16 protein-coding genes are annotated in these 24,204 nt (G+C 40.1%); 4 read left to right on the top strand and 12 right to left on the bottom strand.

Annotated elements, in window-relative coordinates:
• Positions 1 to 76: 76 nt before the first annotated feature.
• From R3X26_RS16085 to sbcD, 3 genes are read right to left on the bottom strand one after another with little or no spacing between them, the layout of a single operon-like run.
• A complete protein-coding gene (locus tag R3X26_RS16085) occupies positions 77 to 730 on the bottom strand; it encodes an HAD-IA family hydrolase (RefSeq protein WP_317718349.1) in 654 nt (217 codons plus the stop codon).
• Positions 731 to 748: 18 nt separating this feature from the next.
• Complete coding sequence (locus R3X26_RS16080; protein WP_317718348.1) at positions 749 to 4,459, bottom strand: SbcC/MukB-like Walker B domain-containing protein; 3,711 nt, start codon at positions 4,457 to 4,459, stop codon at positions 749 to 751.
• The gene (gene sbcD, locus R3X26_RS16075; protein WP_317718347.1) at positions 4,456 to 5,688 is read right to left on the bottom strand and encodes an exonuclease subunit SbcD; all 1,233 of its coding nucleotides are present in this window, start codon (positions 5,686 to 5,688) and stop codon (positions 4,456 to 4,458) included. Before sbcD ends, R3X26_RS16080 begins: the two co-directional genes overlap by 4 nt.
• 144 nt (positions 5,689 to 5,832) lie before the next feature.
• Between sbcD and R3X26_RS16070 the strand changes: the two genes are divergently transcribed.
• Both R3X26_RS16070 and R3X26_RS16065 read left to right on the top strand, forming a co-directional pair.
• Entirely contained in the window at positions 5,833 to 6,318 is a 486-nt protein-coding gene (locus R3X26_RS16070; RefSeq protein WP_317718346.1) for an acyl-CoA thioesterase, read from the top strand.
• A gap of 343 nt (positions 6,319 to 6,661) precedes the next feature.
• Entirely contained in the window at positions 6,662 to 6,916 is a 255-nt protein-coding gene (locus R3X26_RS16065; protein ID WP_317718345.1) for a hypothetical protein, read from the top strand.
• Between the two features lie 64 nt (positions 6,917 to 6,980).
• On the opposite strand, the gene malG is transcribed toward R3X26_RS16065, so the two are convergent.
• From malG to malE, 3 genes are all read right to left on the bottom strand, one after another.
• Complete coding sequence (gene malG / locus R3X26_RS16060) at positions 6,981 to 7,871, bottom strand: maltose ABC transporter permease MalG (RefSeq protein WP_317718344.1); 891 nt, start codon at positions 7,869 to 7,871, stop codon at positions 6,981 to 6,983.
• 11 nt (positions 7,872 to 7,882) lie between these two features.
• Positions 7,883 to 9,487, bottom strand: coding sequence for a maltose ABC transporter permease MalF (malF, locus tag R3X26_RS16055; RefSeq protein WP_317718343.1), 1,605 nt, complete (start codon positions 9,485 to 9,487; stop codon positions 7,883 to 7,885).
• Positions 9,488 to 9,578: 91 nt separating this feature from the next.
• Positions 9,579 to 10,760, bottom strand: coding sequence for a maltose/maltodextrin ABC transporter substrate-binding protein MalE (gene malE, locus R3X26_RS16050; protein WP_317718342.1), 1,182 nt, complete (start codon positions 10,758 to 10,760; stop codon positions 9,579 to 9,581).
• 427 nt (positions 10,761 to 11,187) lie between these two features.
• Here malE and malK point away from each other — a divergent pair, with 427 nt between their 5' ends.
• Positions 11,188 to 12,306, top strand: a complete 1,119-nt coding sequence (malK, locus tag R3X26_RS16045) for a maltose/maltodextrin ABC transporter ATP-binding protein MalK (protein WP_317718341.1) — start codon at positions 11,188 to 11,190, stop codon at positions 12,304 to 12,306.
• 92 nt (positions 12,307 to 12,398) lie between these two features.
• Here the strand turns inward: malK and R3X26_RS16040 are convergent, their stop codons facing one another.
• From R3X26_RS16040 to R3X26_RS16030, 3 genes are all read right to left on the bottom strand, one after another.
• The gene (locus tag R3X26_RS16040; RefSeq protein WP_317718340.1) at positions 12,399 to 12,950 is read right to left on the bottom strand and encodes a DUF1415 domain-containing protein; all 552 of its coding nucleotides are present in this window, start codon (positions 12,948 to 12,950) and stop codon (positions 12,399 to 12,401) included.
• Positions 12,947 to 14,146 (bottom strand): MFS transporter, encoded by a 1,200-nt coding sequence (locus tag R3X26_RS16035; protein WP_317718339.1) that lies wholly within the window; start codon positions 14,144 to 14,146, stop codon positions 12,947 to 12,949. Before R3X26_RS16035 ends, R3X26_RS16040 begins: the two co-directional genes overlap by 4 nt.
• A 240-nt stretch (positions 14,147 to 14,386) precedes the next feature.
• Positions 14,387 to 15,244, bottom strand: a complete 858-nt coding sequence (locus R3X26_RS16030; RefSeq protein WP_317718338.1) for an alpha/beta hydrolase — start codon at positions 15,242 to 15,244, stop codon at positions 14,387 to 14,389.
• A 270-nt stretch (positions 15,245 to 15,514) separates the two neighbouring features.
• Here R3X26_RS16030 and R3X26_RS16025 point away from each other — a divergent pair, with 270 nt between their 5' ends.
• Positions 15,515 to 16,474 (top strand): AEC family transporter, encoded by a 960-nt coding sequence (locus tag R3X26_RS16025; protein WP_317718337.1) that lies wholly within the window; start codon positions 15,515 to 15,517, stop codon positions 16,472 to 16,474.
• A gap of 168 nt (positions 16,475 to 16,642) precedes the next feature.
• Here the strand turns inward: R3X26_RS16025 and glgB are convergent, their stop codons facing one another.
• The 3 genes from glgB to R3X26_RS16010 form a co-directional block, all read right to left on the bottom strand.
• The gene (gene glgB, locus R3X26_RS16020; RefSeq protein WP_411572427.1) at positions 16,643 to 18,856 is read right to left on the bottom strand and encodes a 1,4-alpha-glucan branching protein GlgB; all 2,214 of its coding nucleotides are present in this window, start codon (positions 18,854 to 18,856) and stop codon (positions 16,643 to 16,645) included.
• A 285-nt stretch (positions 18,857 to 19,141) separates the two neighbouring features.
• A complete protein-coding gene (malQ, locus tag R3X26_RS16015) occupies positions 19,142 to 21,319 on the bottom strand; it encodes a 4-alpha-glucanotransferase (RefSeq protein WP_317718335.1) in 2,178 nt (725 codons plus the stop codon).
• 106 nt (positions 21,320 to 21,425) lie between these two features.
• Positions 21,426 to 23,879, bottom strand: a complete 2,454-nt coding sequence (locus tag R3X26_RS16010; RefSeq protein WP_317718334.1) for a glycogen/starch/alpha-glucan phosphorylase — start codon at positions 23,877 to 23,879, stop codon at positions 21,426 to 21,428.
• Between the last annotated feature and the right edge of the window lie 325 nt (positions 23,880 to 24,204).

Genomic DNA, 24,204 nt, shown 5'->3' with positions numbered 1-24,204 from the left:
TTGCTCCAATTAGTAAGACTTGGAGATTATTAGTTAGCAAACAAACAGTTGGTTACCAAAATAAATTAACCCGGATTTAATCTCTTTCAAGTAACTTAATCACATCGCCGATTCTACTCACAATAAAATCTGCGGAGCTGAAATCAACATTTGCATTACCAGTCTCAGGTATAGCGATGGTGGTTATATTGGCAGCGAGCGCAGATTTTACCCCAGTTAAACTATCTTCTAACGCTAATGCATATTCGGTAGAAATGTTCAACCGAGCACAAACGTTTAAATATACATCTGGGGCCGGTTTGCCTCTTTTTACCGAATCGGCGCTCACTGTTACTGCAAATACATCTTCGAGCTGAAGTTTTTGTAGCACAGCGGTGATAATCTCCTTACTCGACGACGTAGCCAACGCGATAACAAATCTATGTTGCTGTAAAAATTCAATTAATGAATAAAGACCTGGATTGGCCTTAGCATTTTGTCGAATCAGACCGGCGGTAGTTTTCAGTAATAAAGTGGCAAAATATTCTGGTTCAACATTCAAAGAAAATTCATCGATCCAAAAAATAGCAATATCATCAATTCGCTTACCCATCGTATTTCGAATACAATCTTCGCTTGAAATTCGCACACCAAATTGATCAAGCAAGTCAATCTGAGCGGCTCGCCAATAGGGCTCCGAATCGAGTAACACGCCATCCATATCGAAAATAAATAGTCGTTTATTTTTCATTGATACATCCACGTTATATTAAGTAGTAACCCGGTAAACCGAATTCAATTCACTGACTCCCAAGCCACTTTTTTTACTCACTTTTAGCTGAACTGGTATACGTTCTTTCATCGCTTCAACGTGGCTAATCACACCAATCATTTTGCCAGAAGCATTTAAGCTATCCAATGCATCTAAGGCTAGGTCTAAGGTCTCTGCATCTAAAGTGCCAAAACCTTCATCTAAAAACAAAGAATCAATACTGGTTTTATGGCTAACTAAATCAGACAAACCAAGAGCTAACGCCAAACTAACCAAAAAACTTTCTCCGCCAGATAAGGTTTTAGTATCCCTTACTACATCACCTTGCCACGTATCGACCACAGACAACTCCAAACCTTCATCTTGCCTACGTTGTAATTGGTAACGACCATGTAAACGACCTAATTGACGGTTCGCCAAATGAACCAAGTTGTCCAAGGTTAACCCTTGTGCAAATTTGCGGAATTTATCACCTTTTTGCGATCCAATAAGCGAATGTAAATACTGAATATCATCATACTCATTGCGCAGCCTTTGTATTTCGTCCAACAAACCTTGCTGTTGCTCTCGTCTACGTTGGTCGGATTGAAGTTCGTTTTGCAACTCCCCTTCTCGCTTAGACGTCTGTGAAATCTGTTCTTTCAGCTGTTGTAATTCTTGCTCAGCTGCGCTTTTATCTTGCTGCTGATATTGGCTGGCATATTGGTGACTTAACAATTCTTCAACTTGTTTGTTAGCGGTATCGGCGACAGCTTGTGCCCGTTCAAAATCAGAGGTTAATCTGGTCTTCAAGTCGATTAAATGCTGCCGTTGTTCATAATCTAACAAAGCGCTTTCAAATAATTCTGTCGAACTAAACGGGCTTTGCTCAAGCAATGTAAACCAATTTTGCTGTTGTTCGTGGTATGTCTGTTGTACCGTCTCTAAGTTGCTGGTTAATAATGTCAATTCACCTTGGGCTGTTTTCAGATCTTGTTCCGCTTGTTGGCTATGTTTCACTGCTTCAAGCTGTATTTCATCGGCCTGTGCTAAATCGCGGCGGCTAGTTTGTCGCTCTTGTTCAACCACTTTTGCACCAAATAGTTCGGTTCGACTTTCAACTAATTGATCGCGTTTATTCTGTTGATCGAGCAAACGCTGATGTTCTTGTTCAAGAATTTGCTCTATTTCTGCAAGACGAGACAAATGTACTTCCAAATTGGACTGTAATGCGGTTCTTTCCGTGTGAAGCTCGGTAAACCGTTGTTCGTTCAGTTGCCAGTTTTGCATATCTTCACGCTTTTGTTCGACCCACACCGATAGGTCGGTATCTGTAGCTAAATCGTAACCACATTCAGTAATGCTCGCTATCAGTTGGGTTTGCTGCAAAGCCAAAGACGAATTCATGTTTTCTAATCGTTGTATTACATCGTGCTTATTTTTTTGTTCATTTTCTCGTTGCTGCTGCTGTAATTTTGTAGCAGATTCCTGCTGAAAATACACTTGTTGAGCCTGTACTACTTGTTCTTTCGCTCGTTGTAATTGCCCATCAATATGACGAAACTTAACCATAAAATCGGCCAAATTGCTGCGTTTTTCTTGTTGCTGCTGAGAAAACTTGCTTAACCAATCGTCAGTAATCCCATGCGAATAAGCGATACTATTCGCCACTTGTTGCCACTGTTCAACAAGCTTATTTTGTTCCTGTTCAAGCCAATTAATACGCTTGAAGGCTTCTTGTAATTGCCCATCAATTAATTCAATATTGCCCCTACATTCCAAACCACGGCTGCGAGTATCATCAAGCGCGATCTTTGCCGAATCTAATTCAGCTTGTTTTGCTGGCACATCGTATTTTTGGTTATGATCAGCTAATGGGTGCTCCGTGGAGCCACACAAAGGACAAGGGCTATTTTGTTCTAATTGGCGACGATAGTTAGCTAAAACTTTTTCTTGCTCTAGCAAGGCTTGTTCTTGTTTTACTTGCTGCTCGAGTGATTTAAACAGATTTTCATGCAATCGATACTGTTCTCTCAAATGAACACGTGTTGTCTCTTCAGTTTGTTTTTTTTGTTCAAGTTGTTTTATCGTTTTTAGTTTTTCTTGCTTTTCTTCATCAAAACCAAACCACTGGGTTTGTAGGTGTTGCAAGTTTTGCAAAGCCGCTAACTGACTATTTAGTGAATCTAATTGGCTTTCTACTTCTGGTAAAGAGTCGGCAATATTAAACGTTGCTTGTAACGTCGATTTATCATTTTCTATTTGAATGACGCGTTGTTTACTTTGCTCTAACTGATTGAAACTTTCTGTTTGCTGCTGCTGAGCTAATTTCTCTTGGCCAACTAATTGGTTTATTTGTTGTTCCAGTTCAGCAAGACTCGTTTTTTGTTGTCGGATATCCTCAGATTGACGCTCTATCTGTTTAAGTTGTTCTTGCCATTTGGCCATATGTTGGCTCAGGGAGGCATCCGCTTGGTGTGTTTGTTTAAATTGACTAATGGTGCTAATCGCCTTGTCAACTTGTTGTAAATCTTTTGTTACCCTCTGTTGCAAGGTTTGAAAGCCAGCGTATTGTTGTTGCTGTTCAGTCAACCGCTTTTGTAATGTTTCGCATTGACTGTTTTCCAGTTTTATCTGGTTATCTAACGGAATGATTTTCTGATTAATTAAATCTTCCAATTGGTTGTTATTCTGTTTAGCGATTCTTTGTTTTTCGGTTACTTGAATGGTGATTAACTCAAGCTGCTTTACCTTATCATCTAACCCTTGAATGGCTTTTTGCTTATCGCTTAACTGAGCTTCTAATCGTTGTCGATGCTGATTGGCTTGCTGCAAAAGCAAATAAGGCGAGCGAATTTTTTCTGCAGGTTCACTCGCCGCGAGTTTTTCTAATTCTGGTTCGGCTTGCTTCAACTGCTGGCTTGCTTGGCTTAACTGTAGCTCGGCCTGTGCCTTCTGGTGAGAGTATTTGTCTAAGCTGCCAAACCAATTGACCTTTTCTTCTAACTTGGACAACTCTGCTTTACGAGCTTGCTGTTGTTTATTTAGCTGTGTTTGTTGTGAAATCAATTCAGTTTTTACTTCTTGACTAAGAAGTTGCACGCCTTTGGCTTGCGCTTCTAAATTGGCCAGGGTGTTTTTCGCTTCACTATAATGCTGGTGTACTTTCTGAGAGATTTGGCTGTAAATCTCTGTTCCGGTCAGTTCTTCTAATAATTCCGCTCGTTCAGATTCTTTCGCATTTAAGAATGCCGCAAACTGCCCTTGAGAAAGCAACATCGATTTGGTGAATCGTCCAAAGTCCAAACCGGTAATGGATTCTATTAAATCATTTTTGATCGTCGCTTTGTTTGCTAACACTTTGCCTGTTTGTACTTCGGCTAATTCGACCGTGGCAGGTTGAAGATTTCCATCCACTTTTCCTCGCGCACGCTTCATACTCCAAAATGCACGATACGCTTTGCCCTTTACTTCAAACTCAACTTCAGACAAGCATTCTGTGCACCCTCTGGTCATCAATTCATTGTTTGAATTGGTAATACCGCCTAGCCTTGGCGTCGAATGATAAAGTCCAACACAAATGGCATCTAAAATAGTAGTTTTACCTGCTCCTGTTGGGCCAGTAATCGCAAATAAACCGTATTCAGAAAAAGGAGGTTGAGTAAAATCTATCTTCCATTCACCTTTTAAAGAATTTAAATTTTGAAACCGTAGACTTAAAATTTTCATTCACTTTGTTCTCCACTTTCTACTTCTGCTACGATTTGCTCAAAACGTGTTGTTATTCTAGTTAACCTTGCTGTTTCATCTTCAGATTGCAACGATTCATGCTCAACTCTTTTTTCGAACACATCGATAGGCGTTAACTCAGAGAGTGTTTCTAACTGTTCTTGTTGTAGACTCTGCTTCTGTTGGCTTCTGGCACGACGCAGTTGTAATACTTCCACATTAAGATCTTCGGTTAAAGATTGAATACGCTGCTGTAAATCAGATAGAAAATCTTGCACTTCTACTTCAACAGCCAACCAAACCGGTGATTGTTCGGTAACATCTCGAAAGGTTTGCAGTTGTTTTTCTATTGATGGTAAATCGCCTTTTAATATTGCCATTCTCTGAAAGGTAGGCACCTCAATAATCTGTATCTTAGTACGTGTCTCATGGTCAAATTCAACTAATACGACTTGTTTAGTGAATTTAAGCTCATCAAAGCTTAGTGGAATCGGTGACCCGCAATAACGAATATGCTCTGACTTAGCGACTATTTGTGGTCGGTGAATATGTCCAAGTGCAATATAATCCGCCGGAGGAAAGCCATCTGCGGCAAAAGCATCTAACGAACCTATATATATGTCGCGTTCAGAATCGGCTTTAGTTACTCCCATCGCAGTTAAATGACCAGTAGTGATAATCGGTACGGCTAAGTTTTTCTGTTCACGTATTGTCTTGGCTTGGTTATATAAAGCAAAATAATGAGCCTTAATAGCATCACCAAGTTGCTTCTGTTTTTGCGTACCAGAAGAACCGGCCATACTATGCATAACATCTCGTGCACGAACAAAAGGCACGGCACATAGCAGGGCCCCTATCTGTCCATTTGATGATAACTCAATAATTTGACTAGAATAATCATCCGATGTGTTCGCTACAACATGGGTATTTAAACATTCCACCAATGGCTTGGATTCATTAAGCATGGATACTGAATCATGATTCCCTCCGAGCACAACTAAGGTACAGTTGATAGCATTCATCTGCACTACAAAGCGGTTATATAATTCACGTGCATAGCTTGGCGGTGTGCCAGAGTCAAAGACATCACCAGCAATAATCACCGCATCAATCTCCTGTTCTTGCACCAAATTAAGCAGCCATTCAATAAAGGCTTGATGTTCATTTTTTCTGCTCTTGGTAAAAAACGACTGTCCAAGATGCCAGTCTGATGTGTGAAGAATTCGCATGGAGATTTTCTTATGTTGTCAGGTAATCTGCTAGTGATTGTCTGATTGTGCCAATTAAGTTACTTTCATACAACGAATAGCCCTTTTATCTCGCTTATTTTTGTTTGATACTGAAAGGGATGTCAAAATAATTAGGAAATGGAAATGGCCAAACGACAAAGGGAAATAACACTTAGATTTTTAGCGGAACCTGGCGATGTGAATTTTGGTGGCAAAGTACACGGCGGAGCCGTAATGAAATGGGTCGATTTAGCCGCTTACGCATGCTCAGCGGGCTGGAGCGGTAAATATTGCATCACCGCTTACGCTGGCGGAATTCGCTTTGTTGCACCGATTCATGTAGGTAACCTCGTCGAAGTGAGTGCCAAAATTATTTATACCGGAACAAGCTCTATGCACGTGGCTATTGATGTGCAAGCCAGCGACCCCAAACAGTTAGACAAAACACTGACCACTCACTGTATTGTTATCATGGTTGCGGTTGATGCCGGCGGAAAACCAACCAAAATACCAGAATGGACCCCAGTAACCGAGGAAGACATCGATCTGCGTGATTCAGCAATAAAGCTAATGAATATGCGCAAACAGATTGGTGAAGAAATGGAAATGCATGTCAAAATGCTAAAATAGACTCATATTCAGTACTATAGCCAATCACAACTCTGCGAAAGTAGGATTGGCTTCTTTCGCAAGGTTAGTAACCAAAACCTTCGGCCACATTTTGTGTTTAATTCATACCATTTGACGTATTTAACGTTACTCTTCTAGCATACTAAAATAAGTATAAACCGTTATTTCGCATCAATTTGTCATTTTTCTTTAATATATTTCTGTTTTAATTCGGGTGGCTAGTTTTCGTATAGCGACGTTTTAATATGTCTGTATTTTGATATAGCTATACCATTAAATAATTAGTTTAACCGCCAATCTCAACCGTCACCTTTACTTCAAAATTAAAACAGTAGGCTTTACATTGATAGAAGATCGCACCCTTATCACATTAAGCGATGATACCATCGCTAACCCACGAGCGGTTGAGTATCAATGGGTACGTACCATGTATGTAGAAGGGTATAAAAGCCAAGATATTAACCATTACATTCAAACTTGTTTCGGTGGCGACAACATATTTGCTGATCTATTTCGAAAAGTTGCGCTGCATGAAGAGAGTATCTACGTATTGATGCAGTACGTTGGCTGCGCGCCTTCAAATAAAGAACTAAATTGAATGGCTACTAACAATTTTTCTAAATAAATAAGCGACCATAATCGGTCGCTTATTTTTTATCTTCTTATCCTTTCACACCACCGGCGGTCAAACCTCCGACTAACCAGCGCTGCGCGAGTAAAAATACGACAGTAATGGGTACGGCTGAAAGCACCGCAGCGGCAGCAAAATCACCCCACAGATAATTTTGAGGATAAAGGTACTGTTGCATTCCTACCGCAAGGGTATATTTGTCGACATCGGAGAGTAATAATGAAGCTACTGGTACTTCACCAACAACTGTAATAAACGACAAAATAAACACCACAGCAAGAATTGGCACCGATAAAGGTAAAAGCACCAAACGGAATGCCTGCCATGGTGTTGCACCATCCAGCGCAGCCGCTTCTTCTAGGGAATTATCTATCGTTTCGAAGTAACCTTTAATTGTCCATACATGTAACGCGATACCACCAAGGTAAGAGAAAATCAAACCACCATGGGTATTTAAGCCTAAAAATGGTATGTATTGCCCCAACTTATCAAACAGAGCGTACATTGCGACTAATGCCAGTACCGCAGGAAACATTTGAAAAATCATCATTGCTTTTAGGATTGTGTTTTTACCAGTGAATCTCATTCGAGCAAACGCGTAAGCAGATGTTGTTGATAACGCGACAATAAACACTGATGAAATAGCAGCTATTTTAACTGAATTCCACAGCCAGGATAAAACAGGAAACGGTGGTGGTGTAATCGAACCATCGGCATTGGTAACAGAAAAGCCTAAAGCTAACTTCCAATGCTCTAACGATGGATTGTCAGGGATCAAGCTGCCTGTAGCAAAATTCCCTTCTCGAAAAGATATCGCAATAATCATTAACATAGGGAAAATAATCATCGATAAAAAAAGCCACAAAGCTATATGCGTTGCCCATACTCGGTATTTTAAATTTTTACTTTGTACTATCGCCATAATATTTCGCCTTAATCCTGTGACAGTTTGGTAAATCGTAAGTTTAGTAAAGCTAAACCACCCACGAGTAAAAATATCAGTGTCGCGATAGCACTCGCCAAACCGAAATCTTGACCACCACCGCCTTCGAAAGCAATGCGGTAGGTATAGCTCACTAACAAATCGGTATAACCTGCAGGCTCGGACGTTCCAATCATATTGGGCCCCCCGCTGGTTAGTAGGTAAATCATCACAAAGTTATTGAAATTAAATGCGAAACACGCTATCAGCAAAGGCGTTAGTGGCTTGATCATCATTGGCAAAGTGATCTGGGTGAAATTTTTAAAAGGACCAGCACCGTCAATCGCTGATGCTTCATATAAATCGTCCGGTATTGCTTTAAGCAACCCCATACAAAGGATCATCATATAAGGAAAGCCTAACCATGTATTCACAATGATCACCATGGTTCGTGCCAAAATAGGATCAGAAAACCAGTTTGGACTAATACCAAACATCGCCTCTAGAACCATATTTATCTCTCCGAAACTCTGGTTAAATAAACCTTTAAAAATAAGGATAGAAATAAACGCAGGAACAGCATAAGGAAGAATCAATAACACGCGATAAATAGCTCGGCCTTTAAGGTATTCCCATTGAACAATGCTGGCCAAAACAAGGCCAATAATCAGTGTCAGACCCACCGTTATCGCGGCAAATGCGACCGTCCAAATAAAAATACTAATGAAAGGTTCTTTTATTCCATCGTCTTGCCAAACGCGTTCAAAATTATCGATACCAATATTAACCACAAATCCTGGAGAGATTGCCGCACCAATAAACTGTCCCGCGTCATCGACTACCTGATAGTATCCACTATCCATATTTGGATATAGATTCTGACCGGTTTTATTATTCGTCATCGACTGACCATCATCAGCCAAGGTATAAAGTGGCATAACAGATGCAAACTTTCTTAACCCACTCATACGAATATCTGCTCCGTTTGGCAAATGCAGATCAACGTTGGCTAAAGCGACTTTATTTTGGATAATGGTCTTTATTTTTTCTTTTTCGCCAACAACTTGATCGATAGCCAATAAATCAAGTTCACTTTTGGCAAACCCTTGTAATATAAACGGCTCAGTGGCGAGCAATTGGTCTGCATCTTTAACCACAAGTCGGTGACCGTCAGCTGTTTTATACAGATAGAATGGATAACTCTCTCCACTTTGATAAGTTTGATCCAATAATACGGCCTGAGCCCGCTCTAAAGATAATTGATTACTGGCGCTGTAATTAGTAAAAGCTAAACCAACGGTATAGGCTAATGGAAACAGAATGAACAAGATCATCCCTGCGATACCGGGATAAATATAGCGATGAGCATACGTCTTTTTGCTTGCAAAAATATACAAGGCTAACGCAGTTAATATTACCGTAAGCAAAGCAAATGCAACCTCACCACGTACATACATAATAATAGTGGCATAACCATTAACAACACCAATCATTGCCAATAAGGCCCATTTGATAACTATTTTCTGATTCGAAGTTATTTTTTTACTAGAAGACCATTCCTCACTAGAAGAAAATGAGGAAGATGTGTCCAGATCTTTATTTTTAGTTGACTGCATATGAAAACCCATTGGCAATGAAAGGGAGAAAAATCAGGAGAGAAATCACTCTCCTATAATGCGACCTAAAATTAATTAGATAATTAACCCATTACTTAACCATCTGTTTTTCAGCATCCTCAAGTGCTTCATCAACGCCTTGACGACCATCGACAATATTAATAATGGCATTTCTAGCCGCAACCCAAAATGCGCCCATTTGTGGAATATTGGGCATAATTTCACCATTCATTGCATTATTCATCGTTGCCGAGATGCGCTTATCACTATTTAGCTCTTTTTGGAAAGAATTCAACGCGACAGCACCAAGTGGCTTGTCATTATTTACCTCGTGTAACGCGTCATTGGTAAGCAAGTAATTTTCAATAAACTCAACCGCTAGATCTTGGTTCGGTGAGGCCGTACTAATCCCAGCAGTTAACACCCCAACAAATGGTTTAGAAGATTGCCCGTTAAATGTTGGCAAAGTCGCGACACCATAATTAATCCCTGACTTTTCGATATTTCCCCATGCCCATGGGCCATTAATGGTCATTGCCGTGTTGCCTTTGTTAAATTCAGATTCAGAAACCGAATAGTCCATATCAGCGGAGATAATGCCTTTATCTACCAGACTCTTAACAAAATGCATCGCTTCTTTCACTCCATCAGTAGCGATACCTGCATCTTTTACATCATAACCTGAACCTGTGTACTTAAACGCATAGCCGCCATCTGCTGCCATTAAAGGCCAAGTAAAATACGGTTCTTTTAGGTTCCACATGATGGCGGTTTTGCCTTGTTGATTAAGTTTTGCACTTAACGCTTCTATCTCTTGCCAACTCGTAGGTGGGGTTGCAACAAGATCTTTGTTATAAATTAATGATAAAGATTCAACAGCAACAGGATAACCAATTAACTTGCCATTATATTGCACTGCGTCCCATGCAAAATCGACGATAGCGTCTTTGATCTCTTGAGATGGATTGATTTCCGCTAATAACCCAGCTTCAGCATAACCACCAAATCGGTCATGAGCCCAAAATACAATATCAGGGCCATCTCCAGTTGCCGCCGTCTGCGGAAATTTATCTTGCAGACCATCTGGATGCGCTACTGTTACTTTAATACCGGTATCTTCCTCAAATTTTTTCCCAACTTGAGTAAGACCGTTATAACCTTTATCACCATTAATCCAAATAGTAAGTTGGCCTTCTTCAATTGCAGCGTTCACATTCAATGAACAAAATGCAGTTAACGTACAAATAGCAACTGTGCTTAGGGCGTTTTTCATATTTATATCCTTTTTGAATAAATTAAGGCGATTCAGTAACAACAACGCGGTGTCAAATTTCTCTGCTCATGATGTAAAAATATTGGCTAAGTATCATCATCCTGCATTCTACGCCCTTGTTGAAAAGAGTCGTTTTCGTGATCAACGTCAGAGTGACTTACTGTTTCAAATCACAAAAAGGATCTTAAATGTGATTTCATTCTCAGTTTGTATAGGTGTTTTTTTGAGCCAGATCTAATTTTGTAATTAGCTCCTTTTTCAACCTCATCCTTAATTACTCCCCCCTAATATCGGCTTGTAGTGGAGGATGTAAAATAGCCAAAAACAACACAAACTAGACCGGTATTCACACTGTTGACTGTCTATTAAAAAACAATCATCAATACATGAATGACTAGCGGTATCAAACCAATCGAGGATAGACCACATGGCAAGTGTCACTTTAAAAAATGTATGTAAAGCGTACGGCGACCTAACAATCTCCAAAAATATTGATTTAGAGATCCAAGAAGGGGAATTTGTCGTTTTTGTTGGACCATCTGGTTGTGGTAAATCTACTTTATTACGTTGTATCGCAGGATTAGAAGACATTACATCTGGTGACTTATATATTGACGGTGAACGAATGAATGACGTTGAGCCCTCTAAACGTGGGGTTGGAATGGTTTTTCAATCTTATGCCCTTTATCCGCACTTAAATCTTTATGACAACATGTCGTTTGGTCTAAAACTCGCTAAAGCAGACAAAACTGAAATAGATAAACGCGTCTCACACGCGGCTGAGATTTTACAACTGGGTCACCTTCTAGAAAGGCAACCAAAAGCATTATCAGGTGGTCAACGTCAACGTGTTGCTATTGGGCGCACTCTGGTTTCTCAACCCAATTTATTTTTACTGGATGAACCGCTTTCTAACTTAGATGCAGCGCTTCGAGTCAACATGCGCAGCGAAATAACCAAGCTTCAACGTCAACTCGGCTGTACCATGATCTATGTTACTCATGATCAAGTAGAAGCCATGACCATGGCAGATAAAATTGTGGTTTTGGACGAGGGGTTTGTATCACAAGTGGGTAAACCGTTAGAACTCTATCATTATCCCAAAAATCGTTTTGTCGCTGGGTTTATTGGTTCGCCAAAAATGAATTTTATCAGTGTTCAGATTGAGCACGTAGAAGAAGAACGCGTTCAAGTTGAACTTTCTAATGGCAATACGCTTTGGATCCCAGTTGAAGGATCAAGTGTCACTAAGGGAGAACGCATGTCCTTAGGTATTCGTCCTGAGCATTTATTGAACGCAGAGCAAGCGGATGCAACTATAGAGGGAAATATTCAAATAGTGGAAAAACTGGGTAATGAAACACAAATATATTTACACCTAGACAGTGCTGATGCGAATGTTATTTATCGTGCTCCCGATACCCTACCGGTAGAAGAGGGCGACAAATTTGCTATTGGCTTGGCAGCGCACCGATGTCACTTATTTCATAACGATGGCCGAGCATGTCGTCGACTTTATCAAGAGAATGGTGTCGACTTTAGCTAAAAATCGAGCAATACACAAAAAACCTTGCGTTAATCAACAAGGTTTTTTATGCAATGTTTAGTAATGCAAAATTATAGATTATCTGGTCTAGATTAACCGCTAAACAAATAAGGATAGAGTTTTTGCTTCTCTTCATTAGTCAAAGATTGAACTCGCTCGATATTTCGTTCTGGTATCAATTCTGGATCAGGGTAATGTTTTAACACTCGTTCCATGCTCTCTTCACGTATTAAATGCAAAATCGGAAACGGAGAACGGTTGGTTAAGTTTTCATCGTCTTCTGGTTCGGTTCCTCCAAAACAGTAATTAGGATGAAAAGTAGCAACTTGATAAATACCTTGGTAGTTTTCTTGCTTTAAAAGCGCATCCACCCAATCTAGAAAAAAATTATATTCCATAAAATCTTCGAGCATATTTGGCACAACAACTAATGTCGTCTCAAGCTCTTTAGGCTCGGTGTTATCCAATTCTTTCAACTGTAGAAGAATAAACCCCAGTAACGCTTCTTCTGTCGTAGCATTTGATAGTGCTATTTTAATCTGCTTATTAATATTCGGCTTATGAGCAAAAGGGCACAGGTTAAGGCCTATAACCACCTGTTCTAGCCATTGTTGAGTTTGAGCAATTATTTGATTATCGGTCACAAATTTTCCTTTTTTATAGAACCAAGCTCGTGAGTTTTGAGTAAATAACACAGAATAAATATCATTACGCAAAATAGGGTTCCACCTGCCATTACCGATTCCCATGCACCATTTTGCCAACAATAGATAAGTATAAAGCCGCCTAAACTACCACCAATATAATAATGCACCAAGTATAAAGCCGTCGCCGTTGCTTTGGCTCTGATCGCTTTTTGACTGACCCATCCATAGGCTAAAGCATGCGTAAAAAAAGCACCACTACTAATCAAAAGTAAACCGACTAACATGGTGCCAATGCCGTCAAGATAAGCGATAAACATGCCGGTTGCGGTAATCACCGTGCCAAGAACCATACCCGAAATAGAATGGTATTTTTGCGCCCAGCGGCCGCTGTATCGAGAGCTTAACGTGCCAGATAAATAACACAAAAAGGTAAGAGAAGTAAGGCTTGATGGTAAGCTATACGGTGCATCTGATAACCGAAAACTAATAACAGAAAAAAGATTAACAAACAGAGCGAAATTAAAGCCACCAATCAACATGGCAAACCAGACTTCTTTATTCCTGAGGTGTTGAACTAATTGACGGTTATGGTGAAAAAATACACCACGTTGTGGCTTGAAGTATTTTTGTTGTGGTAAATTTTTCAAAACCACAGCACCGCCAATAAACGTTGCTACCGAAATGATAATCGCGGCTGCTTGCCAACTAAAGAAGTCAGTCACAACCCCACCAACAATTCGCCCCGTAATTCCACCTAAAGAATTAGCAGCAATATAGCCACCAACCGCTTGAGTAAGCGCAGCAGGAGACATTTCCTCGGCCATATAAGCAACGGCCACAGACGCAAAAGCAGCCAAAGAAATGCCCATGCACGCTCTGGCAATGACCATGCTATAAAAACTCGAATCAGCCAGCATAAATAAGTTGATAATGGGAGGAGAAAATAACCCGATTAACATCACCTTTTTCCGACCAAACGATTCAGACACCAATGCCCAAGGAACTAAAAATAGTGACAGTGTTAATGTCGTGGAGGCAAAGATCCAATTTACTTGAGTAGCACTAATGGCAAGTTCTTTAGCCAACTGCGGAAGAATAGGTTGAAAGAAATAAAGATTACAAAAAATCAAAAACGAACCTAATGCCATCGTAAAGCTGACTTTTTTGTAAGCGGCACTACCATATTCAATCATACAAGGTCATCTATTATTTACGTGAAACATGCGAGAACTAGAAACATCGATAAATGAGAAACGGTAGCAAATAGTAAATAATAACTTACGTGCTACATAGTTATTTATAGAACAATTTTCATCGTTATTGTTTGCCTAATATCACAGAGTTGTTAATACCTTACGGCTAATAATGATTGACGAAAATAATGATCGTTAACACGTTACTATTATCATTTTATTATTAGCAAAGTACTATTATCACAATTGACTAGCTAATCTATCGAAGCTGTCCATTACTTGCTGACATTTCATCACCCTGCCATGCCCCTGCCCTTTTGTTGCAACTAAAGACACGTTTTCGCCCTGCTTAGCAGCCTGCTGAGAAACCGTAAATTTAGTAAACTTATCATCTTCATCATGCACAATTATGGTTGGCGAAATACGTTGCATTAAATGCTGATACGGATCGATTACGTGAATAGGGTAATGGTATTGCTGCTCAACTTCCCCGACCACTTCTTTGAATAATTTAAGCGAATAGCCTGAACGTTCAATACTATCAAACAGATTATCCAAATAATCTAAAACAGGCGCAATTAATAGCATCGGACAGCCAGCTATTTTGCTGTGCTTGCACTCTAGAGCCGATGCTGTCCCCATACTGTGACCAACAAGGCCAGCAACCGGTTGTTCGACACTATCTAATATTTGTTCTAAACAAAAAACAAACGCAGGAATGTGGCCATAGGCGCCGCCACTTTTACCATGTGCAGGTTGATCATAAGCAAAAGCGGTAAAACCTTTAGAGGCAATGTGTTCCATCAGTGGGTAAAACTGGCTCGATGAACCAGACCAACCATGAGTCAAAACCCATAACGGACCACTACCTAATGAGTAGGTTTTTATGCGTCCTTCCGATGTTTCTATATGACCATGGATCAATCCTGCTGGCTCCGTATTAAATGGTTTACTTCTCACCGGAGTAAGAAGAAGTTGCCTAGCTGTTTTTTTAGCATGATTTGGCGCAATAGAATGATGAAAACGAGTTACTAAGTTAACCAGCTGCTTTTTAAGGCTAAATTTTCCTGCAGTATTAAAATATATTTTCTCGCTCACGATTATTCCATTAAGTATGCTATTTTTAGATTAAATGCACTATATCAGTTCAAATAAAAAGTGATAGTAACATTACTGAAACATGACCAACTTTTTGATTAGTTTTCATTTTTAAATTGATGTGACACAATACTCATCAACACGCCTATTTTTCCGACGTGTTGTCTTCGTTATAAGTTAATTTTTATACGATTAACGTATTACTTTGTTTACTCACTTACAGTATTAACTTCATTTAGTTTATTTACTCACCGCCAGAAAAGGAATTTCATGGGCAATTTTATCGACCAGTTGCTATTTTCCGCCTCGATTACAGGGCCAATCTGCTTAATGCTACTATTAGGCGTCATATTAAAACGCATAGGGCTTATCAATGACGAGTTTATTGACGTTGCCTCTAAACTCGTTTTCCAAGTCACCTTACCTGCCCTGCTTTTTTTAAGCATTATTGGTTCTGAGCACGACTTTTCCAATAGCACTGCGTTTATCGGCTATGGTATCGCAGCAAACTTGGTGTTCTTTGTTTTTATCACTATTGTTACCAACAAAATGTTCCCTAACTCTAGCGACAACGGCGTATCGATTCAAGGGAGCTACAGAGCTAATACCGCTATTATCGGCTTAGCATACATTGCCAATGCTTACGGTGACTCTGGTGTTGCGTTGGCTGCAATTTATGTCGCACCAATGACCATCCTTTATAATATTTTAGCCGTTATCGCTTTAAGTCCGAAACAAGAAAAAGGAAGCGGCTTTAAAGCTCTGGGAGTGATAGTCAAGACGATTACTAAAAACCCATTAGTTATTTCGATTATGTTGGGTATCTTATTTTATGCTTTAACTATCCCTGTGCCAGAAATGGTAGCGGATGCTGGTGAGTATTTTGCTCGTATGACATTGCCTCTAGCTTTGCTTTGTACGGGTGGTTCGCTAGATATTAAATCGCTCAAGCACGATAAAAATTCAACTTGGTTTGCCACATTTAATAAACTTATTCTAGCGCCAGTTGCTATTACTTTAATCGCAATCAGTTTTGGATTCAGAGGAATTGAATTAGGAATTATCTTTTTCATGAGTGCGGCACCTACAGCGGCCGCAAGCTACGTGATGGCAAGAGCCATGGGAGGTAATGCCACTTTAGCGGCCAATATTATCGCCCTCACCACCGTAGGCTCTTTATTGAGTTGTACTGCAGGTATATTTATTCTATCTACTTTAGGGCTGATGTAACCAAGTAATATCGGCTAACTACTGTAGTTAATCGAATAATCGCCACTTGTTGCCACTCTTTGTTAAGAGTCATTTTGATGATCACTCTTTCAATAACACAAAAATAGGGCCTGTTACTTTACCAGTAACAGGCCCTGTTTTTGTTATCTAAACTTAAATCATCTACATTTAAGTCAATTTATAATACAAAGTTGATAACGGCGGTAAACTCATTTTCAGAGAATGATCTAAACCTTCACTTGTTACCTTTTCTGTTTTTATCGTCTTCGTGACTTTAAATCCACTTCCAGCGTATTTTTCATCGTCGGTGTTGAGCAACAAGGTATATTTGCCTTTATTTGGTACCCCTAAACGAAATGCTTCATGAGGAACGGGCGTAAAATTGGTTATAACCAGAATTCGCTCTCCTGATTCACTGATCCGTTCATGAGCTAAAACGCTCGCGTTATCCGCATCTTGTAGACGCCATTCAAACCCTTTAGGATCACAATCTTGATCATGCATTGCAGCTTCGTCACGATAAACCGAATTCAAATCACGTGTGAGTGCTTGTACTCCTTGATGACGCTCATATTCAAGTAAATACCACTCTAACTGTTCATCGTGATTCCATTCGCTAGTTTGACCAAACTCCGTACCCATGAAGTTCAATTTCTTGCCTGGTTGACCGTACATATACCCTAAATAAGCTCTCAAGTTAGCGGTTTGCTGCCATTCATCTCCAGGCATTTTACTGTGTATAGAGCGCTTGCCATAAACAACTTCATCATGAGACAGTGACAGAACATAATTTTCACTGTGTGCATAGATAAGTGGGAAGGTAATAGTATTGTGGTGATACTTACGATGAACAGGATCTTCTTGCACATAAGATAAACTGTCGTGCATCCACCCCATATTCCATTTGAAGCCGAAGCCTAAGCCACCCATAAAGGTTGGCGCAGAAACACCCGGGAAAGCGGTCGATTCTTCTGCAATAGTCATGGCATTAGGGAAATGCTTGTAAACTTCTTCATTTACCCATTTAAACATTGCGATAGCATCATAATTCTCATTACCACCGTCTTGGTTTGGCAACCATTGGTCATGACTCCGTGAATAATCTAAATACAACATAGACGCAACCGCATCGACACGAATACCATCAATATGGAATTGTTCAAACCAATAGAGCGCATTAGAGACTAAAAAGCGGCGTACATGTTCTTTACCTACATCATAAATGTAAGAATTCCAATCTTGGTGCCATCCTCGACGAGGATCAGGGTCATGGTACAACGGCGTACCGTCAAAGTTAGCCAAGCCATGGCTATCAGCAGGGTAATGTGCAGGAACCCAGTCTAGTACCACACCAATCCCGGCTTCGTGGCACGCATCGACAAAGAACTTAAAGTCATCTGGAGAACCAAAACGACTGGTTGGGGCAAACAGTCCAACCGGTTGATAGCCCCAAGAACCATAAAACGGATATTCTGAAATAGGCATTAACTCGACATGGGTGTAACCAAGATCACTTAGGTAAGGTACGAGCTCAGCAGCCAATTCACGATAAGTTAAAAAATTACCTTCTTTATCTCTCTTCCACGATCCAACATGCAGTTCATAAAAAGATAAGGCTTCTTTACGCTTCTCCGTTACCTCTCTTTCTTGCCATGCTTTATCTTTCCATTGATACCGATTATGGTTATAGGTTATGGACGCAAAAGAAGGGTGTTGCTCTGCATAAAAACCCCATGGATCGGCTTTATGTGGAAGCCCTTCACCATTTGGACCTTTTATTTCGTACTTATATTGAGTTCCTTCTGGTAAATCCGGAAAAAAAAGTCCCCAGATTCCGTAATCTAATTTTTGCATAGGATTACGGCGACCATCCCATTGATTAAATCCACCAATTAAACTGACCGAAGAAGCATGTGGAGCGTAAACCAAGAAGCGCGTACCACTTATTTGTTGACCATCACGTTCCATCTCAACAAAGTGCGCTCCCATATGATGATACATTTGTATTGGAGTATGCAGTTCTTCAAATTCTTGGTACAAAGCATGGTACTGATAAGGATCATCCATTATTTGTTCAGTACCATCCCAATCGATAGCCAATTTATAATGAGTAAACCTTAAATCTCTTGCTTGTTTTAGTTCGAAACCATCGCCACTAATGCGCTCCAATTCAACTCTAGGCTCATTTCCCACGACAAGTTCGACCTTGCTGGCGCCCGGCAGCCAGACACGTAAGGCGATATCTTCAGCTTGTTGATACGGCCCCAAAAAAGAAAACGGGTCGGAAAATGATGCTTTAGAAAGCAGAGCAAACGTTTGTACTTCTTTAGAAATCTCTGTTTTTTTCAACTGACGTCTCCCTATAAAATTTTTGATTTTCATGCTTTATTACTGATTGGCTTTATTTAATCTTACTAGCATGCTTCTTCATAGCCAGTATTTCAGTCGCTTTCATATTTCGGCGACTAGAACTCCAGAAGCCAAGCAGGAGCGTGAAATGTCCCTAATTATGGAAAACCTAAATAGGGTAAGCGCTAACGACCACAATTAAAACTGACTTACTCAGTAAAAAACACCCGCTAAAAGCGGGTATTAGCTACCTTTCATTCTATAGGACTACGAAAAAATATGGAGTGACTTATCCGATATTTTGTAAGAGAAAATATCCTATCTTTCCGCTTGCTGCCTCACTTCTGTAAGTCTTCTAGCAATTCGGTTCACTTCTTCACGTGAAAAGATGTCATCTAAACTCATGGAAAGTTTGCGTCGCCAGTTAGGGTATTCATCCACAGTACCAGGGATATTGACCGGTTTATCCATTTCTAACCAGTCTTCTAACTGCACGCTAAGTAGCGTTGAAGTACCAGCAGCAAGGTGGAGCTGTAATGCTTCACTTAGATGTTGATCCATTGGAACCATTGTCGCATCTCGACCTACGCATTCAGGTAAAAAACCATGCCACGCAACGCTATTCAATATTTCTTGTTTGCACTTCAATCTATTATCAAAAAGTAGTTTCAATTGCTTTTCGTCAGGATAGAGCCCCAATTCTTTACCCATTTTCAGATCATCACAATGCCAAAAACCACGAAGTGTCGGCATATCATGAGTACATAACGCTGACATGGATTGTTCTGCATAATGTTTTGGTGAATAGTAACCACCATCTTCAGCCACTTCAAAGAAAAAGACTTTGTAAGAATGCACACCTGCGTCTGCCAGAACCTCAACTATTTCATCTGGTACTGTACCAAGATCTTCACCGATAACCGAACATTGATGGCGATGAGATTCCAATGCCAGAATAGCCAACATGTCTTCTACAGGATAATAAATATAAGCACCTTCCGTCGCACCTTCACCTTTTGGGATTAACCAAAGACGTAATAGCCCCAAAATATGATCAATTCGCAAAGACCCACAATGTTTCATGTTTGCACGGAGCAATTTAATATAAGCATCATAGTTTGTCTGTTTCAAAACAAGCGGATTAAGTGGCGGTAAACCCCAATTTTGTCCTAACGGACCTAAAATATCTGGCGGAGCACCAATACTCGCATCATGAACTAATACGTTATCATCCGCCCATGTTTCGGAGCCGGAATCTGCTACCCCCACAGCGAGATCACGATATAGCCCTATCGCCATACCTTTTTCTTCTGCTAGAACTTGAGCTTCATTTATCTGATTGTCTGCTACCCATTGTAAATAGAGGTAGAGTTGCACTAAATCTTGGTTGTCTTCGATAAACTTTTTGACAGCAGGATTTTGAAAACGACGGTACTGTTCTGGGAAAACTGGCCAACCCCAGATCGATGAATCTTCTTTATGAAAAGTGGTATGCATTGCGTCAAACGCAGCTTGATGTAATAAACTGTCACCACCCTGCTCAACAAAATCTAAAAACTCAACCGCTCTATCAGTCATATTCTGTAAATGGCGAATTTTAAATTCTTCGTAAAGTAATGGTAGAACACTCATTTTAAGTTCAGCGACTTCGGTATAGTTCACCCAATGAGAATCACGCACTCTTTGTAATCTATGTTGGAATTCAGCGCTTCCTACCTTCTGTTGAGCTTGTGCACTTAACACAAATTCTGGAACCGAACTAACATCGATATAAAACACGTTTAGCCAACGGCGGGAAGATGGACTGTATGGACTCGCTCCCTCAGGATTGGCAGGAAATAACGAATGTATTGGGTTTAAGCCAACAAAATCCCCACCACGAGAAGCCACTTCAGCAACCAACTGCTTCAAATCACCAAAATCGCCAATACCCCAATTATGTTGAGTGCGAAGTGTATAAAGCTGAACACTTGGCCCCCACATCTTCTTCCCTTTTTCTATTTCCGCTTGCTTAAAGCAAGACTGAGGCGTCACTATAAGGGTCATTTCATAGGGAGTTTTACGCCGCTTACGAGTAATAATAAGCTTATGATAACCCCACGCTAGGTTAGGCAATTGAAAAACTAAATCCCCTCCTACCGAACGATCATCTCTTACGATTTGTGACTGCAAGTATCCTTCAAGAATGTCACCTTGCTCAGTTTCTAAGCGCCAATTAAATTCACTTTCACGCGCGCTAGCACCCAAGTGCAGACTGACTTCGACAGGTTGTTCATTATCACGAACAACAAGGACAGAATCTAAAACTGGCTTTTTATGAATTTTTTCAGCAGACTTGAGCAGTTTTTCATCGCTAGAGGTGTCATAACCTAACGCGGCTAATAGACGACGAATAGTCTCATCTTTCACCGTTGCTGGCTTGCCCCACGCACTAATATAGTTATCTGTAATTCTCGCCATTTCGGCCACTTTTTTCAGTGCTGATTGTTGTTGCATTATTTTCTCCGAAACTGCATGAGTATTTTCATCGATAATTTTTTGTAAACTGGTTAGACAAGGCACTCATGCCTCGCCTAACCTTTAGCTCTTATTCACACATAAATTAACGTTTAACTGCTTTAAGCTTCCAAATATTATTCACGTAATCCCTAATAGAACGGTCAGAACTGAACTTACCAACTAATGCTGTATTAAGAATGGCTTTGTGCGCCCAGCCTTCTTGATCTCGGTATTGTGCATCCATATCTTCATGTGCTTTTACGTAAGAAGCAAAATCCGCAAGACATAAATATGGGTCACCACCATCGAGTAAACTATCAAACGTTGCACGTAATTTTCCTGGTTCACCCGGTGTAAATTCATCACCTAATAGCAAATCCATTGATGCTTTCAATAATGAATCTGAATTGTAGTAATCAAACGGGTTGTAACCGCTGGCACGCAATGTTTCTACTCCATCAACATCGAGTCCAAAAATGTAGATATTTTCATCTCCCACTTCTTCGCGAATCTCGACATTTGCACCATCCATTGTACCAATCGTTAATGCACCATTTAACGCTAACTTCATATTACCCGTACCTGATGCTTCTTTGCCTGCTGTAGAGATTTGTTCTGAAACATCCGCCGCTGGAATAATGATTTCGGCCATGCTGACACGGTAATCGGGAATAAAGACCACTTTAAGCTTGTTATTAACACGTTCATCGTTGTTTATTTTATCAGCTACCTTATTGGTTGCGTAGATGATCTCTTTTGCCAAGTGATAACCTGGCGCAGCTTTAGCAGCAAAAAATACTACTCGAGGAGCCATATCAAACGAAGGGTCATTAAGTAAACGATAATATAACGACAAAATATGTAACAAGTTTAGATGTTGACGCTTATATTCATGTAAACGCTTAATTTGCACATCAAAAATGGCGTTAGTATCTAATTCAATCGCCATATTATCTTTAACCCAATCAGCAAGACGCTGTTTGTTTTGTTTTTTAACCGCCATATATTGTTGTTGAAATTCTTTATCATCGGCAAATTTGGCGATTTGAGTTAATTGATCGAGGTCGGCAGGCCAGTCTGTCCCAATTTTTTCTGAAATTAGATTAGAAAGCCCTGGATTACAGAATTTCAACCAACGACGCGGCGTTACACCATTGGTGACGTTCTGTAGTTTGTTTGGATATAACTCGTTAAATTCAGGGAATAAATCACGTTTAACTAATTCAGAATGTAGGGCCGCAACACCATTAACTGCATATGAACCCACTACGCATAAATTAGCCATACGCACCATACGATGGAAGCCTTCTTGAATAATAGAGAGCTTACGCTGCTTATCTACATCACCTGGCCATTTAGCTCGTACTTCAATCAAAAATAAATGGTTAATGTGATAGATAATTTCCATATGACGAGGTAGTAAACGTTGAATCAGAGATTCACTCCACGTTTCTAAGGCTTCAGGCAGCAAGGTATGATTGGTATAGGCGAAGGTTTTAGAACAAATCCCCCATGCGTCATCCCACGAAAGACCACGTTCATCAATCAGAATGCGCATCAATTCAGGAATTGAAACCGTTGGATGAGTATCGTTAAGTTGGATTGTTTCGTATTTTGGTAAATCCCTTATGTCATGCCCTGCCGCGTCATGACGACGGAGAATATCGCCAATAGAAGCCGCACTATGAAAATACTGCTGCATTAGACGAAGTGTTTTACCTTTTTCATGGTTGTCATTTGGGTAAAGTACTTTTGTAATATTCCCCGAGTCGATAAGAGCATGTTGAGCTTCAAAGTAATCACCATTGTTGAAACTTTCTAATGAGAAAGGGGCAATGGCTCGACATTCCCATAAGCGCAATGGATAAACTGTGTCACTTTCATAACCAACAATCGGTAGATCCCATGGCATACCTTGTACTTGCATTCCTGGAACCCATCGACGTTTCTCAACGCCGTCAACATATTCAGATTCTACATGACCATAAAAACCAATTTGCTGTGCATATTCTGGACGAGCAATTTCCCACGGATACCCCTCTACACCGCGCCATGCGTCTGGTGCTTCTTTTTGGTGCCCGTGTTCAAAAGACTGCTTAAAAAGACCATATTCATAATGCAACCCATAACCAATCGTCGGATACTCTTGTGCTGCACAAGAATCCATAAAACAAGCAGCTAAACGACCTAAGCCACCATTACCCAACGATGGATCGCGTTCTTCTTCTAGCAAATCAGAAAGGCTTTGACCTAACTCACTCATCGCATCTGTAATTTGGCCATACAACCCCATACTAATTAAATTGTTGCCAGTTAAACGCCCAATCAAAAATTCAAGCGACAAATAGTTAACACTTTTGGCATTTTTAATTGCTGGATCATTTTCTGTTTCAAGTAGATCAAATGTGGTTAACTCTGCTAACGCACGCCCCATTGCTAAATACCATGCTCGTGAATCAGCGTTCTCCACTGTTGTTGCGTAAGTTGCGGTTAAGTGCTTTTTAACATTAGCCTGAAATGAGGCTTTATCGAATTTAGCTTGTTGAGTTGGTTTCATAACGACATCTCTTAGTTTTCATTCATCTTTTGCTCATCCTGCATTGAATTATCAAGCAGAACATCCTCCCATGATTCAGGAGAAGGAGGAGGAGTATCTAGGGCGTAGAAAGTCGTCCTCCGCATAATTAAAGATCAAAATCACATTATTGAAGCCGACAAGGCGAACGTAAGTGACAAAGATCACGCGTGCATCTTTTTTACCTAAATTAATCTCGAAAGACTAAAAGTAACCTGAAAACAAAATACTCTCAAAAAAGTAAATCTGGTCACAAAATAATTAAAGCTCAGAATTGTTTCAGTGACACTAATATGTACAAGTAACA

It is taken from the genome of Vibrio sp. TH_r3 (genome assembly GCF_033101115.1).
In the GTDB taxonomy this organism is placed as follows: Bacteria; Pseudomonadota; Gammaproteobacteria; order Enterobacterales; family Vibrionaceae; genus Vibrio.
The sequence above is the reverse complement of the archived record's forward strand: the minus strand, read 5'-3'. Positions and strand labels throughout refer to the sequence as shown.